The organism is Kribbella sp. ALI-6-A (assembly GCF_001984195.1).
In the GTDB taxonomy this organism is placed as follows: Bacteria; Actinomycetota; Actinomycetes; order Propionibacteriales; family Kribbellaceae; genus Kribbella.
Window position 1 is genome coordinate 1129728 of the sequence record NZ_MTQN01000009.1, and the last position, 14841, is coordinate 1144568.

The 14841-nt window shown below is 66.8% G+C and carries 15 protein-coding genes; 7 read left to right on the plus strand and 8 right to left on the minus strand.

Annotation, left to right across the window (positions count from 1 at the left end; genetic code table 11):
- Nucleotides 1-232 precede the first annotated feature (232 nt).
- Entirely contained in the window at nt 233-1333 is a 1101-nt protein-coding gene (locus tag BWI15_RS14165) for a NaeI family type II restriction endonuclease (protein ID WP_083750736.1), read from the minus strand.
- Between the two features lie 44 nt (nt 1334-1377).
- Between BWI15_RS14165 and BWI15_RS14170 the strand changes: the two genes are divergently transcribed.
- Nucleotides 1378-1815 (plus strand): very short patch repair endonuclease, encoded by a 438-nt coding sequence (locus BWI15_RS14170; protein WP_077014755.1) that lies wholly within the window; start codon nt 1378-1380, stop codon nt 1813-1815.
- On the opposite strand, the gene BWI15_RS14175 is transcribed toward BWI15_RS14170, so the two are convergent.
- Complete coding sequence (locus BWI15_RS14175; RefSeq protein WP_077014756.1) at nt 1816-3057, minus strand: DNA cytosine methyltransferase; 1242 nt, start codon at nt 3055-3057, stop codon at nt 1816-1818. It abuts the gene before it with no gap.
- A gap of 400 nt (nt 3058-3457) precedes the next feature.
- Between BWI15_RS14175 and BWI15_RS14180 the strand changes: the two genes are divergently transcribed.
- From BWI15_RS14180 to BWI15_RS14190, 3 genes are all read left to right on the plus strand, one after another.
- Nucleotides 3458-4432, plus strand: coding sequence for an aldo/keto reductase (locus BWI15_RS14180; RefSeq protein ID WP_077014757.1), 975 nt, complete (start codon nt 3458-3460; stop codon nt 4430-4432).
- A 325-nt stretch (nt 4433-4757) separates the two neighbouring features.
- Complete coding sequence (locus BWI15_RS14185; protein ID WP_077014758.1) at nt 4758-5444, plus strand: GAF and ANTAR domain-containing protein; 687 nt, start codon at nt 4758-4760, stop codon at nt 5442-5444.
- 675 nt (nt 5445-6119) lie between these two features.
- On the plus strand, nt 6120-6806 hold the full coding sequence (locus tag BWI15_RS14190; protein WP_143465562.1) for an HAD hydrolase-like protein: 687 nt from the start codon (nt 6120-6122) through the stop codon (nt 6804-6806).
- Between the two features lie 172 nt (nt 6807-6978).
- Here BWI15_RS14190 and BWI15_RS39385 read toward each other — a convergent pair whose 3' ends face one another.
- Both BWI15_RS39385 and BWI15_RS14195 read right to left on the minus strand, forming a co-directional pair.
- Nucleotides 6979-7137 carry a hypothetical protein gene (locus BWI15_RS39385; protein ID WP_168197309.1) on the minus strand — a complete coding sequence of 53 codons (159 nt, stop codon included), beginning with the start codon at nt 7135-7137 and terminating at the stop codon, nt 6979-6981.
- Between the two features lie 66 nt (nt 7138-7203).
- Nucleotides 7204-8085 (minus strand): LysR family transcriptional regulator, encoded by an 882-nt coding sequence (locus BWI15_RS14195; protein ID WP_077014759.1) that lies wholly within the window; start codon nt 8083-8085, stop codon nt 7204-7206.
- Nucleotides 8086-8233: 148 nt separating this feature from the next.
- On the opposite strand from BWI15_RS14195, the gene BWI15_RS14200 reads away from it, so the two are divergent.
- From BWI15_RS14200 to BWI15_RS14210, 3 genes are all read left to right on the plus strand, one after another.
- Nucleotides 8234-8650 (plus strand): hypothetical protein, encoded by a 417-nt coding sequence (locus BWI15_RS14200; RefSeq protein ID WP_077014760.1) that lies wholly within the window; start codon nt 8234-8236, stop codon nt 8648-8650.
- Nucleotides 8651-8662: 12 nt separating this feature from the next.
- On the plus strand, nt 8663-9076 hold the full coding sequence (locus tag BWI15_RS14205; RefSeq protein WP_077014761.1) for a VOC family protein: 414 nt from the start codon (nt 8663-8665) through the stop codon (nt 9074-9076).
- Nucleotides 9077-9243: 167 nt separating this feature from the next.
- Complete coding sequence (locus BWI15_RS14210) at nt 9244-10026, plus strand: L,D-transpeptidase family protein (protein ID WP_077014762.1); 783 nt, start codon at nt 9244-9246, stop codon at nt 10024-10026.
- A 24-nt stretch (nt 10027-10050) separates the two neighbouring features.
- On the opposite strand, the gene BWI15_RS14215 is transcribed toward BWI15_RS14210, so the two are convergent.
- From BWI15_RS14215 to BWI15_RS14230, 4 genes are all read right to left on the minus strand, one after another.
- Nucleotides 10051-11430: an amidase gene (locus tag BWI15_RS14215; protein WP_077014763.1), complete on the minus strand. Its 1380-nt coding sequence runs from the start codon at nt 11428-11430 to the stop codon at nt 10051-10053.
- 73 nt (nt 11431-11503) lie between these two features.
- The gene (locus BWI15_RS14220) at nt 11504-12352 is read right to left on the minus strand and encodes an SDR family NAD(P)-dependent oxidoreductase (protein WP_077014764.1); all 849 of its coding nucleotides are present in this window, start codon (nt 12350-12352) and stop codon (nt 11504-11506) included.
- 15 nt (nt 12353-12367) lie between these two features.
- On the minus strand, nt 12368-13939 hold the full coding sequence (locus BWI15_RS14225; RefSeq protein WP_077014765.1) for an aldehyde dehydrogenase family protein: 1572 nt from the start codon (nt 13937-13939) through the stop codon (nt 12368-12370).
- A complete protein-coding gene (locus BWI15_RS14230; RefSeq protein WP_077014766.1) occupies nt 13936-14823 on the minus strand; it encodes an ATP-binding cassette domain-containing protein in 888 nt (295 codons plus the stop codon). Before BWI15_RS14230 ends, BWI15_RS14225 begins: the two co-directional genes overlap by 4 nt.
- Between the last annotated feature and the right edge of the window lie 18 nt (nt 14824-14841).

Below are 14841 nucleotides of genomic sequence, written 5' to 3' on the forward strand. Positions count from 1 at the left end.
GAGCATTCCACTGATATACCCAGGGACCGCCGGCACAGAATCTGAGGCTGATGATCGACCGGTTCTGGGCTGACGACGGCCGCCCGGTAAAGCACGTCCCGGTAAGGGCCTCCTAGTCACTCGCGACTGAGCTAAGCGTCCCTCACGTCGTCTTGCGACGACGATCGAGCCGAGAACGCCCATCCGGCGAAGCGACCGAGCACATCCTTGACAGCCGCCGTCGGGATTCGCATCACTCATTACCCTGCGTCGGAAGAGGCGGAGCCTCACCAACCTCTTCGTCAGGCCGAGCTAGGCGCCATCGTCGATTGGCGATGACAGTGAATGGCTCAGAATCCCCCACTTCGTATTCTGCCAGGCGAGCACTGATAAAGCGGCCTAGAGTAGGGGCCGGCAGACCGAGATCACGCGCCATTTTGGGATGTGGGTCATAGTGACCGAATATGACAACCCCGTCGCGAGCCAGCGCCTTTCGTGCGTCCCGCACACGCTTCGCTGAATCGACCTGCTGAGCTGCCGTAAGGATTGCAGACCTGTTGATAAGATGGCCTTGCACACGAGAAAATAACAGATTCACTGCCTTTTGGCCGGACGAAGCATCAGATATCTCGTTCATGAGCCCGTCCGGCAGATGTATCAATGTGTTCTCGATCATCGGCCGACTGCGATGGATCCAAAGAATGGAGTCCCCCCCGGCGTCGTTCAGTCGCCTTTTACGGTCTCGCTGCTTGCCTTCCGGAAGTAGCACGCGCTCGCTGATCCGAATCAACCCCATTGACCACCGGATGGAGTACTCGTTTGCCCACAGCACCATTGCTATTTGATCACCGCGAGAATACATTTCCGGCGGGATTTCCCAAGCATAGAGATCACGCGACCACTTAGCGTCGACATCTTGACCACTGATCCTATAATCCAGATCCTCACCGTCGGCAAACTTGAACTCTCGCTGCAGCCAGATCTCTACAAGCGTGCCCAAGTGGGTCTTTTCAGTCTTGTGCAACTGACTGTAATCCCAGCGACCGGTTCGCTGGCCGTCGTAGGCCTGGTCAAACGCTTCGCGAATCGCCACTGCCGTTCGGGCCCCGGTTGGATCAAGACGCAACAGTTCATCGCGAACCCGCCACAGTGCAGGATCCTCGGTGCGCGAAGGGGGCAGAGCATCAGTCTTGCTAGGACGCGGTCCAGACTGAAACTTCGGCCGCCCGGTCTTACGAGCCCTTTGACCTTTGACTCTGGTACGCCGGCTCGGCAGGATTGTTGACTCAACATCCGGGGATCCCTGACTCGTAGATTGCCCGATCTGACCGACCATGGGCACAGAGCTTGCCATACGCGCATGACCGGAGCTACTACCGACCGCTATGCTGCACTTCCGTGACTTCGAAGTCCACGTCAGATACCCCCGCAGCGAGCACACCCGGGCGATCTCGAAACATGCGCGCGATCCGCAGATCAAACACGAAGCCCGAGATCCAGCTTCGATCCGCACTACATCGCGCCGGGTACAGGTTCCGTAAGGACTTAAGCATCTACACATCCGCACGTCGCGTCAGGCCAGACATTGTCTTCACCGCACGAAAAGTAGCGGTTTTTGTTGACGGCTGCTTCTGGCATTGCTGTCCCGTGCATGGCCGGAAGCCGACAACGAACCCCACCTACTGGTCACCGAAGCTTCAGCGGAACGTAGAGCGCGACCGGCTCGCGGACGCAGCTCTATGCAAGGACGGCTGGACGGTTGTCCGCATCTGGGAGCACGAAGCGCTCGAAGATGCCCTCGCCGCTGTCAGGGAGGCTTTGGTCCAAGTAAATTAGCTAGCTGACCTTCGACCGCATCTGGGCGAGGTACTCGTGCCTAATGTGATCGTCTTGGCCAACGAACGCGCGGAAGTTGCCGAGCTCGAAAGTCTCTTCGCCTCGTCGCTTACCCCGCGGCATGTCGAAATCACGTTCGAGATGCTTCAAGCGCAGTAGCACCTCTTCCTGCGTCAAGTCGCCGGCAGAAGCGGTGATGATCTCCCGCAGAGTCAGCGGCTTTTCGGCAGCCCGCAGAATACGGTAGACCTCGTCGTGCACTACTACCTCAGCCAGTTCCCGGGCGGGACCCTCGCGGCGAAGCGCTGCGGCGATGCGGCTACCAACGGCCGCCGCAACTGGCGGCGGAAACGCATTTCCAATCTGGCGATATTTGGACGTCTTCCGTCCGACAAACTCCCAGTCATCGCCTGTCCACCCTTGCAGACGCGCGACCATCTCGATGGTGAGCTTCGGATTGTGCCCCTCGGGCGCGCCGGCCGGAGGAGCCTCATTTGCGACGCCCATCGCATCGACGCCAAGGTCCATCCAGGCTCGTTTGGCCCGGGTAGGCCCGAGGTCGGCACCGCCGTGCTTCTTCGACCCACCAACTAATGTCGGGCCGATCCCACTCGCGCGCCTCGCCCACTCTGCGGCATGCTCCCAGCCCTCAGCCTCCATGAGATCCTGAAGCAATTCGCCGACCGACGTCTTCAGCGGCACGGTCTCAGGCCAGCTGAAGTAGGGCGCGTATTCCTTCTGCAGCGCGACTAGCACGAATCGCGGGCGCAACTGCGGCACACCAAAATCTGACGCATGCAGCAGCCGCCAGTCAGCGACGTATCCAAGTTCGTCCAGCCGATCAAGGACATGCTGGCGGTAGGCGGAGAATCGCGGCGCCGAGAGACCCCGCACATTCTCGAGCATGAGAGCGCGCGGCGTCATGACTGCGCACAACTCAACAGCCCACGCAAACAGGTCGCGCTCATCACTGGAGCCGAGTTGCTTACCTGCGATAGAGAATGGCGGGCACGGCACGCCGCCTGCAAGTAGCTCCACGCCCTTGAATTGCTTCGGGTCCCATACATCCTCGTCAGCGACGTCCCCCAGCCGCACATCCCACTCCGGCCGATTGTGGCGCAGGGTCTCAACGGCTGTTGGGTCGATCTCCACCGCCAGCCAGTGTTCGAAGCCGGCGCGTTCAAGGCCGAGCGCCTGACCTCCAGCGCCTGCACAGATCTCAACAACCCGCAGGGGATCCATTAGAGGCCTCCTCGAAATTCGAACACCTGTTCGAAGTCTAGACCGTGCCGCTCGACTTGGCCAAATCGTCCTGTGAGACTCGCTGCGAGACTAGCCATCCGCCGCCTCGCCTTCTCGCGTTCACGACACAGGGTCATGACGGCAGCAACCCTGCCGAGGAGCTAGCAAGAAGCAAGCGCACGATCAACTTTCCCCGGGGATGCGGACGAACCATGCCAGAGCTTAACCGCCCGGCGCTGCGACATAGGCATGCCATGCCGAGGCGGTCGGCAGCGCTACCCTGCGCAGCACTCAGCGCACGATGCGGAGCACAGCGCCGTTCGTCTAAGAAGCTTCAGCGATCACACTGTGCGGATTCTTCTGTTGGAAGTCTCAGCAACCCCGGAGCAAGGTGGGAGCCATGGACTTCACTCAGCTTGGGCGTACGGGACTCAAAGTCAGTCGGATCGTGTTGGGGACGATGAACTTCGGGCCTCACACGAGCGTGGAGGACTCGCACGCGATCATGGATGCGGCGCATGAGAAGGGGATCAACTTCTTCGACACGGCGAACGGGTACGGGCGGGCGATCTATCCGGGGCGGACCGAGGAGATCATCGGGGAGTGGTTCGCGAAGAGTCCGCGGAACCGTGAGAAGACGGTGCTGGCGACCAAGGTGTACGGCGACATGGGGGCGGAGTGGCCGAACACGGACAAGTTGTCGGCGTTGAACATCCGGCGGGCGCTGGATGCTTCGTTGAAGCGGCTGCAGACGGACTACGTCGATCTGTACCAGTTCCACCACGTGGATCGGAACACGCCGTGGGAGGAGATCTGGCAGGCGATCGAGGTCGCGATTCAGCAGGGCAAGATCCTGTACGCCGGGTCGTCGAACTTCGCGGGCTGGCACATCGCGCAGGCTCAGGCGGCGGCGGAGAAGCGGAACTTCACCGGGCTGGTGAGTGAGCAGTCGATTTACAACCTGATCGTGCGGGATGTTGAGCGCGAGGTGCTGCCGGCGGCGGAGTACTACGGGCTCGGCGTGATTCCGTGGTCGCCGTTGCAGGGTGGGTTGCTGGGCGGCGTGATCCGCAAGGAGAACGAGGGCGTTCGGCGGCTCGAGGGGCGGGCGAAGGAGACGGTCGAGAAGCTTCGGCCGCAGATCGAGCAGTACGAGGCGTTCGCGGACGAGCTCGGGACTCAGCCGGGTGACCTGGCGCTGGCCTGGTTGCTGCACCAGCCGGCCGTCACGGGTCCGATCGTGGGGCCGCGGACGATGGAGCAGCTGGAATCGGCGGTTCGCGCGGTCGACCTCAAGCTCGACGACAAGGCGCTGGCCCGGCTCGACGAGATCTTCCCGGGCTACAAGACCTCCCCCGAGGACTACGCCTGGTAGCAGGACTCCCCCAGTACACCGGTACGCCGGTACGCCGGTACGCCGGCGAGAGCCTCGCAGCTGGGATTCGGATCGGGCCGTTCGCCGAGCAATCGACGGGCGGCCCGATTCGACGTACGAGCGGGACGCGCATCAACCTCGTCCGGCTCCGGCAGAGTCAGGCGCCCCGAGCGACCAGGTGCCGCGCACCCGAGCAACCGAGTGCCGCACACCCGAGCACCGCGACGCCCCAGAGACCCCCGCCCGACAGCGCCACACCTCCCCCGAATACCCGCGCGTCAGCCTGGGTACGCGATCCCCGACGGCTGCGACGGGAGCTCGACTGATGACAGATCGCGCGGAGATGTTCGTGCGGCTCGCGACGCTGGCTGCGGCCAATGCGACGCACGCCGACCTGGCCGGCCGGCTGTGTGCCGCGAGCCAGTTGATCCTGGGCGCCGACGGCGCGGCGATCACGGTCGAGAACACGACCGCGAACCGGACCACCTTGTCGACCACCGACCAGGTGATGGCGACGCTGGAGGACCTGCAGGACGTCACCGGTGAGGGTCCGTGCCTGGACGCCTTCCGGCACCGGACCCATTTCACCTTGGCGGTGGACAGTCGGCCGAACCCACGCTGGCCCGAGTTCGCCCGCTCCGCGTGGCAGGCGGTCGGGGGCCTGAACATGTACTCGTTCCCGATGCGCCCCGGCGGTGAGACGTTCGGTGTGATCAGCGTGTACGTGAGCGAAGGGCGTGAGTTGCCCGAGCCGATCGACGCCGCTCAGTTCGTCGCCGACGCCGTCGGTGCCGCGTTGCTGCGGGATCCGGGGGCCGAGGGACTCGGCGACGAGGCGTGGGCGTCGCGCGCGCCGATCCATCACGCGTGCGGCATGGTCGCTGCTCAGCTCCGGCTGCCTCCCGACGACGCGCTCGCGATCCTGCGAGCACACGCCTACTCCTGCAACATCACGTTGGCCGAAACCGCCCGCCAGGTTGTGGCCCGCGAACTCGACTTCCGGGACGCCTGACCAGCCAGATCGACACCGGCACGTCTCCGCGGAGATCGCCAAAATTTCGCCTCCCCAGCGCCCCCTGTCGGTTCGTCGGACAACGCGGCTCCGTCGCACCGTACGACGTACGACCACGGCGCCGGCGGGCCTACTCAGCGCGCCGAGGGTGTCGGCGATCACCGCGAGGGCGACGTCGCGCCGGTTGACGTCGCCCGCTTGCGAAACCCGGACAAAAGCGCAAACGCCCGGTCCGCGTCGAGTGCTGTCACGCCATCGCGATGCCCAGAACCCCGCCGATCTGCTCGGGCGTGGCCAGTGCCTCCCGCAACGATTCGTCCCGACGGCACCGGAATCGAGTCGACAGCGCTGGCGGTGATCAGTTCCAGCGCAGGTTCGAGGCCCATCGGCCCGGCAGCGCACCGCGAGATCGATCGGTTCCTCAAGCGCTACCTCACCTCCGAACCGCGCAGCGAGCACCGGATCAGATGCCTCTACTCTGCACCGATTCGGGGGTCGATCGTGCGATATGCACCGACTTTGCCGGAGCAGGCCCGGGCGGCGGTGGTCAGCAGACCGCTACGTCGAACTCCTGGTTCGCTGTTTCGCCAGAGGGCGTTCACCGTGAGGTTGGCCGGACCCCATTCGCCTTCTGAGATACTCCCCTCGCATGGGCGACGGACAGATTCTGCTGCTGTGGGACGTAGATCACACCCTGATCGAGAACGCGGGTGTCAGCAAGGAGATTTACGCGCGCACCTTCGAGTATCTGACTGCTCGCGCACCCGAGAGTCGATCCAGACCGATGGACGCACTGATTTCGAAATCATCGCGAACCTTCTGACCGCGAACAAAGAGGATCCGGACGAGTTCACCCGTCCTGCGATCACCGATGCGTTGATGGCGGCAATGAAGGACAAGTACGACGATCTGCGGCGACGTGGATCGGTACTGCCAGGCGCTCGAGAAGCGCTGGCCGCCATCCTCGCCGACGACTCCATTCACCAGTCGGTTCTCACGGGAAACATCGCATCCAACGCTCGTTCGAAGCTGACCGCTCTGGGGTTGGACGAATTCATCGATTTCGAGACCGGCGGCTTCGGATCCGACGACATCAGCAGGCCCCGTTTGGTCGGTCATGCTCAGCGTCGGGCACAGGCGAAGTACAAAGCTGAATTCGACGAGAAGTCGACCGTCCTGATCGGTGACACCGTCCGCGACGTACGCGCGGCCAAACTCGGCGGCGCCCGCGTGATCGGAGTTGCGACCGGCGTCGACTCTCCGGCGACTCTGCGGGCAGAAGGCGCCGACATGGTCTTCGATGATCTTCGGGACACTGCGGCCGTGGTCCAGACGGTCAAGAGGCTGGCCGGCCAAGGGTAACTCTCGGGTCGGCGACTCCCAGGGATACGACTCCGTCCACACGCGCTCAAAAGCTGGTCGTAGCCGTACGCCCCGTAGACATGCTGATTGACCGGAATTTAGTCGTCGAACCGGAAGATCGAGTTGTACGAGGTTGTCCGGTGCAAATGAAACTGGACGCCCTGGACCTCGGTCAGCGGGCGGTATAGGCCAGCGCCATCCTGATGCGAGCGGGAATCGCTTCGTCCAACTGCCCCTCGACCGCGTAACTCGGCCTCTGCACTGTCCAGGTCGCCAAGAACATGCACACGTCGACCCCCTCCGCAGCTTTTTCCCCGATCAACGCGATCACCTCGGGATTGTGCGGCCGCAGGAGTTCCTTCCACCGTGGCATCCCTCCCGGCCCACCTAGCCGAAACTACGTACGAGTCGTCGGCAGCATCCCGATCAGCGCGTTCGCGGTGAGGCTGGCCGCGGGAGTCGTGGGGACGGCGACCGAGACCTGCCACGCCGAGGCAGACCCCGGGGTGAGCGGGACGGTGCGGTGGTCGCCTCGTTTGGCGGCGATGCGTTCGGGGACGAGGGCGACGCCTAGGTTGTGGGCGACCAGGGCCAGGAGGGTGTGGACGTCGTTGACCTCGATGGTGACCGGGTGGGCGACTCCCGCGTCGGCGAAGGCCTGGTCGGAGATGGCGCGGGCGCCCCAGGTGCGGTCGAAGTCGACGAAGGATTCGCCGGCCAGATCCTGCAGGCAGACCTGTTCGGCGCCGGCCAGGCGGTGGTCGGGGGCGCAGACGAGGACCATCGACTCGGTGGACAGCGGGCGCAGATCGAGGCCGTCGACCGGTTCGCCGGCGGTGGCGACGAAGGCGACGTCGAGGCGGCCGGAGGCCAGTTCGTCGAGCATGGGCGTCGAACCGCCCTGGCGGACCTCGATCTCGACGCCCGGGTAGGCGGAGCGGAACTTCGCCAGCAGCGCGGGCACGTCGACGACGCCGAGGCACTGTTCGAGGCCGACGTTGAGATGGCCGCGGAGCAGACCCTGTACGGCGGCCACGGCGTCCTTCGCGGCTTCCGCGGCGGCCAGGGTCCGGCGGCCTTCGCACAGCAGAGCGCGACCGGCTTCGGTCAGTTCGACACTGCGGGTGTTGCGGACGAACAGCGACGCGTGCAGCTCGCGCTCGAGGGCGCGGATGGAGGCGGACAGCCCGGACTGGGAGATCGACATCGCCTCGGCGGCGCGGGTGAAGTGCTTCTGCTCGGCGACGGCGAGGAAGTGTTCCAGGTGGCGAAGCTCCATGACTAAGAACTGTAGTCGATGGATGGTTATCGATTGTCCGGCGCTGGGTTTACCTTTCAACAAGGCCGGCTAGGGCGCCAGCGGTACGGCGTACCGCATGCAGGTGCGCCGCGATCGACTGTCGCCGGGGCTGGGTAGGGTGTCCGGTATGGCGGATGAGGAGTTTCGGGTCGAGGTCGAGCTCGGGAACGACGAGCACGGATTGACGTTCTGGGAGCGGCTGCGGGCGCTCGATCTGGACGACGACGCGCGCAAGCGGCTCGGACGGCAGGTCACGGTCACCCGCGACGGCAACCGGATGCTGCTCTACACGCACTCCCTGGAGGACGCGCGCGAGGCCGAGAGCACGGTCAAGGAGCTCGTCGCGGACGACAAGCTGACCGCGGAGTACACCATCACCCGGTGGAACCCGGCGGAGCAGGAGTGGACCGACCCGAGCGTTCCGGTCGGCGAGCACAACCCGGCCGAGGACGCCGCGAAGAACGCCGACATGGAGGTCCCGGACCCGCGCTACGTGGTGGTCCAGGCGTACAAGCCGGAGTTCCTGCGAGACCTCGGGCTCTGACCAGGCGCCACGATGACGGGACCGTTGCTGCGCAAGGTCGACGCGGTGATGGTCCCGGTGCCGGACCTCGACGCCGGGCTCGCGTACTACCGCGACCGGCTCGGGCATCCGTTGCTGTGGCGCAGCGACTCGATCGGGCAAGCGGGGTTGGGATTGCCCGACAGCGACACCGAGCTCGTGCTGACGACCGAGCTCGGCTACGCGCCGACGTGGCTGGTCGAATCGGCTGACGACGCCGCGGCCCGGTTCGCCGACAGCGGTGGACGGGTCGTGACGGCGGCGTTCGACGTACCGGTCGGGCGGTGCGCGGTGGTGGAAGACGCCTTCGGCAACCGCCTGGTGCTCTTGGAGCTGTCCACAGGGCGATACGTCACGGATCACAACGGTTCGGTGACGGGTGTGGAATCGCGCGAGCCGGGGACCTGAAGGAGTACTAGCGTTCGGCGAGCGCGCGGTTACGGCGAGGCTTCCGCCCGGGACGGCCCCTGTCTGCGACGCTGAACGTGTTGAGGAGAGGGGATACCGTGGCGAGTCGTCGTGGTCTTCTGGCGGGGTTGGTGGTAGTCGGCGTTGTTTTGAGCGGGTGTACCGACGTGGCGGCCGAGGAGCCGGCTGGTGCCGGTGCGAGCGCGAAGCCTTCCGGTACGCCGACGTCCGCGCCCTCCGATACGCCGACGACCGTTCCTTCCAGTACGCCGACGACCGCGCCGTCCGAGACTCCGACCAGCACACCGACGCCCGGTACGCCGACCGCCCAGCCGACCACGACGCCCACCGCCAAGCCGACCACCAAACCCCCGGCGAAGGTCAACTACGCGCTCGAGGTCGAGAAGCGCCTCGACGCCTGGGGTTACCCGGTCGGCACCGTTGACGGCAAGGTGACTCTGCGGACCAAGCAGGCCCTCTGCGCCTGGCGCGAGACCAACGGCCTGCCGATCAGCCGCGGCCGCCTCACCACCGGCGACGTCCGGTCGGTGCTGCTGGCAAAGAACCGCCCGGCCCCGAACAAGCCCAACGGCCTGTACGTCAACAAGACCTGCCAGATGCTGTACCAGGTCGTGAACAACACCTACCGCCGCATCGTCTGGGTCTCGACCGGCGCCGCCGGCTACGACACCCCGAACCGCACCGGCAAGGTCTGGCGCAAGTGGGCCGGCGCCCACGAGAGCAGCCTGTACGACGACGCTTACATGTACGACTCGATCTACTTTCTGAAGGACCGGCCGGGCATCGCACTGCACGGCTCCCGCGCCAACTCGCTGGTCAAGACCTACCCCGCCTCCCACCGCTGCATCCGCGTGATGCGGCCCCAAATCCACGAGATCTTCCAGGAAACGAAGATCGGCACCCGGGTGTCGGTGTACGGGAAGTACTGAGCCCGCGCACCACGCCGGTGCCGCTCACGGAGTCGGCCAAGGCCTCCTCGGCAGGGCCGATTCCAGGTACGCCGCCAGTTGCAGCGTCGCCTGGTCCCGGAACCGTGGTGCGGCGATCTGCAGGCCGATGGGCAGGCCGGTGCTGGTCCAGCCGCAGTTGACCGTGAGGGCGGGGTGGGTGGACATGTTGTACGGGACGGTGAAGGCGATGTGTTCGAAGGGTTCGAGAGGGTTGTCGGTGGGATAGGCGAGGTCGGCCGGGAAGGCAGGGATGGGGGCTGTCGGCGAGAGGACGAAGTCGTACGACGCGAAGGCGTGGTCGACGGCGGTGGCCATCGCCTGCATCTGGGAGTAGCCGCGGAAGACGTCGTACGGGGTGAGGTCGGCGGCGGTGGAGGTCCATTCGCGGATGGCGGGCAGGACCTTGGCGCGGCGGTCCTCGGGGAGGGCGGCGATGTCGACGGCGGAGCGGACTCGCCAGAAGTGGTCGAGACCGGTGAGCATCTGTCTGGTGATGATCGGCGAGATGCGGGTGATGGTGGCGCCGGCGGATTCGAGGGTGAGGGCCGCGTTCGTGACGGCCGCGGTGATCTCGGGGTCGACGGGGAGGCCTAGGCCGGCGTCGAGGAGGAGGGCGATGGTGAGGCCCTTGGGGTCGAAGGGGTCGTTGGCGTCGGGCAGGGGCGGCAGCGAGGTGTGGTCGCGCCGGTCCGGGCCGGAGATGACCTGGAGGGTGAGGGCCGCGTCGGCCGCCGTACGGGTGATCGGGCCGATGGCCCTTCCCGGGTAGGGATTCCCGACTGCTACCCGTCCGTGGGTGGGCTTGAGGCCGACGACTCCGCACCAGCCGGCGGGGAGGCGGATCGAGCCGCCGATGTCGGTTCCGACGTGGATCGGGCCGTAGCCGGCCGCAGCTGCCGCTGCGGCGCCGGCGCTGGAACCGCCTGGCGTTTTGCTGAGGTCCCAGGGGTTGCGGGCCAGGTGGTGGAAGGTGGAAACGCCGGAGGACAGCATGCCGTACTCGGACATGGTGGTCTCGCTGAAGATCACCGCGCCGGCTTCGCGGAGGCGGGCCGCGGCGGGGGCGTCTTCCTTGGCGGGGATCAGCTCGGTGGCGGCGGTGCCTTGTGGGACCGGGGTGCCGCGGGTGGCGATGTTCTCCTTCACGGTGACCGGTACGCCGTCGAGCGGGCCGGCTGGTTCGTGGCGGAGGTAGCGGGCCTCGGAGTCGCGGGCGGCTTGGCGAGCTGCGTCCGGATCGAGCGCGTACGTCGCGCAGAGGCGGGGTTCGAGAGCCTCGACGCGGGACAGCACGTCGTCGATCACCTGCACGGGTGAGAGCTCACCGGCGCGGTACTTCGCGACCAGGTCGGTGGCGGTCAGATCAGCGAGGCTCTCGGGCATCTGCAGGTCTCCAGTCGACGGGATCGGTGGTTCCTTCGGCGGTAGAGCGCTTCCCTTGGCGGGGCGATCCCCTTCAGTTCGGCGGGTCGAAGCGACCGTCCACAGCGGTCCAGCCGCCGTCGACGTGTACGACGGAGCCGGTGACGAAGCTGGCGGCGTCGGAGGCCAGATAGACGACCGCGCCGGCCAGCTCGTCCGGCGTCGCCCAGCGAGAGAGCGCGCTCTTGGCGGCGTACGCGTCGTACCAGGACTGGTCGGCCTTGATCTGCGCGGTGAGCGGGGTCTCGACGACGCCGGGGGCGATGGCGTTGACGCGCACGCCGTTGGGTCCCAGCTCGGCGGCAGCGGTGCGGAGGAGCTGGACGAGGCCGGCTTTGGTTGCCGCGTACACCGATTGGCCTGGTTCGACAGTGGTGGCGCGGATGGAGCTGAAGCCGATGATGCTGCCTCGGCCGCGTTCGGCCATCTGTCCGCCGAACGCGCGAATGAGGTCGAAGGACGCGCGCAGGTTGAGTGCGACGACACGGTCGAACTCTTCGCCGGTGTAGTCGAGGATGCGCTTGCGGACGTTGGTCGCCGCGGTGAAGACGAGGATGTCGACCGGGGCGAGGGTTGCCGCGGCGGTGGTGATCGCTCGTGCGTCGAGCACGTCGAGTTCGTACGGCGTGAGCGCGGCGCCGGCGGTGGTGGCGGCGGAGCCGCGGTCGGCGCCGCCAACCGAGGTGGCTCGGCTCGGGTCAGAGCTGGTGGTGCCCAGGGCAACGGTCTGCTGGGCGGCCGGGAGGTCCCGGTCGGCGCAGGTGACGTGGGCTCCGTGGGCGGCCAGGGCCAGAGCGGCCTCGCGGCCGATGCCGCTTCCGGCGCCGACAACCAGGGCGTGCCGGCCGTCGAGGCGGAACAAGTTCGCGTAGTCGTGCGGCACGGGGACCTCCCGGGGTCAGGGATTGGGGCGGATGATCGCCATGCGGGTGGTGGTGAGTTCCTCGATCGCGAAGCGGGGGCCTTCGCGGCCGGTGCCGGAGTCCTTGACACCGCCGTACGGCATCACGTCGGAACGGAACCCGGGCACCTCGTTGACCACCACTCCCCCGACGTCGAGCTGGTCGATCGCCGCGAACGCGGTGGACAGTGACGAGGTGAAGACGGCGGCGTGCAGGCCGTAGCGGGTGTCGTTCACGGTCCGGAACGCGCTCTCGCTGTCCGGAACGGAACGGATCGCGATCACCGGGCCGAAGATCTCCTCGTCCCAAGCCAGTTGGCCGTGCGGGAGATCGAGCAGGACGGTTGGGCTGACGATCGGGCGTGAATGGTTCCGGTCCTCGGCGTGCACGCCTTCGGTGTGCGCAGTCCGGCCGGTGGCCTGACCGTGCTCGCCTCCGGGTGGACTGCTGTTGCCGGGGGCAACTTGCGTCGGGTAGGCGAGAGTCGCGCCGGCGGTGAGGGCGGCGTCGATCCAGGTGTTGACGCGGGCGGTCGAGCGTTCGTCGATCAGGGCCGAAACGCGGGTCGCGGGATCTCGGGGATCTCCGACGACCACGGCGTCCAGGCGTGGGGTGAGTTCGGCGAGGAACGCGGCCCGGACGGACTCCACGATGATCACGCGCTGAACGCTGATGCAGGCTTGACCGGACGCGTAGTAGCCGCCGCGCACGACCGCGTCGGCAGCTGCGGCGAGGTCGGCGTCCTCGGCGACGACGAGGGCGGAGTTGGAGCCGAGTTCGAGTAGGACCTTCGTGGGCGCGGCGTCGCGGGCGATCTGGTGACCGACGGCGGCGGAACCGGTGAAGGAGACCGCGCCGATGCGACGGTCGGTGGTGAGTGTGGAGCCGACGTCCACTCCCCCAGTGACGAGCTGTACGGCGGACGCCGGGCCGCCGGCGGCGACGAGGGCTTCGCGGACCAGGTGGACGAGCCAGAGGGTGGCGAGCGGGGTTTGGGGTGCCGGTTTCACGATGATCGGGCAGCCTGCGGCGAGGGCCGGGGCGATCTTGTGGGCGGCGAGCAGGAGCGGGTAGTTGAAGCCGGTGATGCCGATGACGACGCCGATCGGCTTGCGGACCCAGAAGCCGATCAGGCCCTCACCGCTCGGGAGGAGATCGAGTGGGACGGTCTCGCCGTGCAGGCGGGCGACTTCCTCGGCGGCGGTCTGGAGGGTGAGAAGGGTGCGGTCGAGCTCGACCTCGCAGTCGACGCGGGGCTTGCCGGTTTCGAGGACGAGCAGGTCGACGAAGTCCGCGCGGTGTTCGGAGACGGCGGAGAGCGCTCCCTGGAGGGCTGACCTGCGGGTATGCGACGGGAGGTCAGCGATGTGGGAACGGGCGGAGAGCGCGTTCTCGAGGGCCTCGCGGGCGAGGTCGGGGTCGCCGACGGGGGCGTGGGCGACGACTGAGCCGTCGTACGGGAAATGGATGGGGGCGGTAGTTGGGGCCTCGACCCAGGAGTCGCCGATGGGGAGGCCGGAGGGGAACGCGAGAGCGGCTGGATCTGCCGGAGTGTGGTGGGAGGTCACCTCGGGGCTCCCTTGGGTGGGGTGAGCAGGTCTTCGGGGGTGGCTCCTGCCAGGGCTTTGGGGATGGTGGGAATGGCGGCGACCAGGCGGCGGGTGTACGGATGCCGAGGAGCGGCGTAGACCTCGCCGGTGGTGCCGGTTTCGACGATCTCACCGGCGTGCATGACGGCGACCCGGTCGCAGACGTGTTTGACGACGGACAGGTCGTGGGACACGAACACGAGCGTGAGATCCAGTTCGTCGACCAGGTCGGAGATCAGGTTCAGGACCTGGGCGCGGACGGAGACGTCGAGGGCGCTGACCGGTTCGTCGGCGACCAGGATCTTCGGGTTGGGCGCCAGCGCGCGGGCGATCGAGATGCGTTGGCGCTGGCCGCCGGAGAACTGGTGCGGGTAACGGTCGCCGGCGTCGGCGGACAGGCCGACGGCGTCGAGCAGCTCGCGGACCCGGGCGCCGGAGGCGGGGTGGCCCTGGACGACGAGGGGTTCGGCGATGATGTCGCGGACGCGCATCCGGGGGTCGAGCGAGCTCATCGGGTCCTGGAAGACCAGTTGGAGGTTCTCGCGGAGGAAGCGCAGTCGGCGTTCGGGCAGCCGGGTGATGTCGGTGCCGTCGACAACGACCCGGCCGGAGGTGGGGCGGTCGAGGGCGGCGATGATGCGGAGCAGGGTGGACTTGCCGCAACCGGATTCGCCGACGATGCCGAACCGTTCGCCGGGCTGCACCTCGAGGCTGACGCCGCGAAGAGCGTGAACGACTTCCGCGCGCTTGAGCAGCGAGGTGCGCGGGCGCGGATAGTCGCGGGTCACGTCGGTGACCTTGATGACGGGGTCGACGGCCGGCGGGCGGTCGGTGGGCCGGGGAAGCCGATAAAGCTCAGGCATCGGGGGCCTCCGTGTGGT

Excerpts from the sequence above, each read along its gene's own strand:
- BWI15_RS14195 (WP_077014759.1), bottom strand. The coding sequence starts at position 8,085 with ATGGAGCTTCGCCACCTGGAACACTTCCTCGCCGTCGCCGAGCAGAAG.
- BWI15_RS14175 (WP_077014756.1), bottom strand. The coding sequence starts at position 3,057 with ATGGATCCCCTGCGGGTTGTTGAGATCTGTGCAGGCGCTGGAGGTCAG.
- BWI15_RS14200 (WP_077014760.1), top strand. The coding sequence starts at position 8,234 with ATGGCGGATGAGGAGTTTCGGGTCGAGGTCGAGCTCGGGAACGACGAG.
- BWI15_RS14180 (WP_077014757.1), top strand. The coding sequence starts at position 3,458 with ATGGACTTCACTCAGCTTGGGCGTACGGGACTCAAAGTCAGTCGGATC.
- BWI15_RS14230 (WP_077014766.1), bottom strand. The coding sequence starts at position 14,823 with ATGCCTGAGCTTTATCGGCTTCCCCGGCCCACCGACCGCCCGCCGGCC.
- BWI15_RS14165 (WP_083750736.1), bottom strand. The coding sequence starts at position 1,333 with ATGGCAAGCTCTGTGCCCATGGTCGGTCAGATCGGGCAATCTACGAGT.
- BWI15_RS14215 (WP_077014763.1), bottom strand. The coding sequence starts at position 11,430 with ATGCCCGAGAGCCTCGCTGATCTGACCGCCACCGACCTGGTCGCGAAG.
- BWI15_RS14205 (WP_077014761.1), top strand. The coding sequence starts at position 8,663 with ATGACGGGACCGTTGCTGCGCAAGGTCGACGCGGTGATGGTCCCGGTG.
- BWI15_RS14185 (WP_077014758.1), top strand. The coding sequence starts at position 4,758 with ATGACAGATCGCGCGGAGATGTTCGTGCGGCTCGCGACGCTGGCTGCG.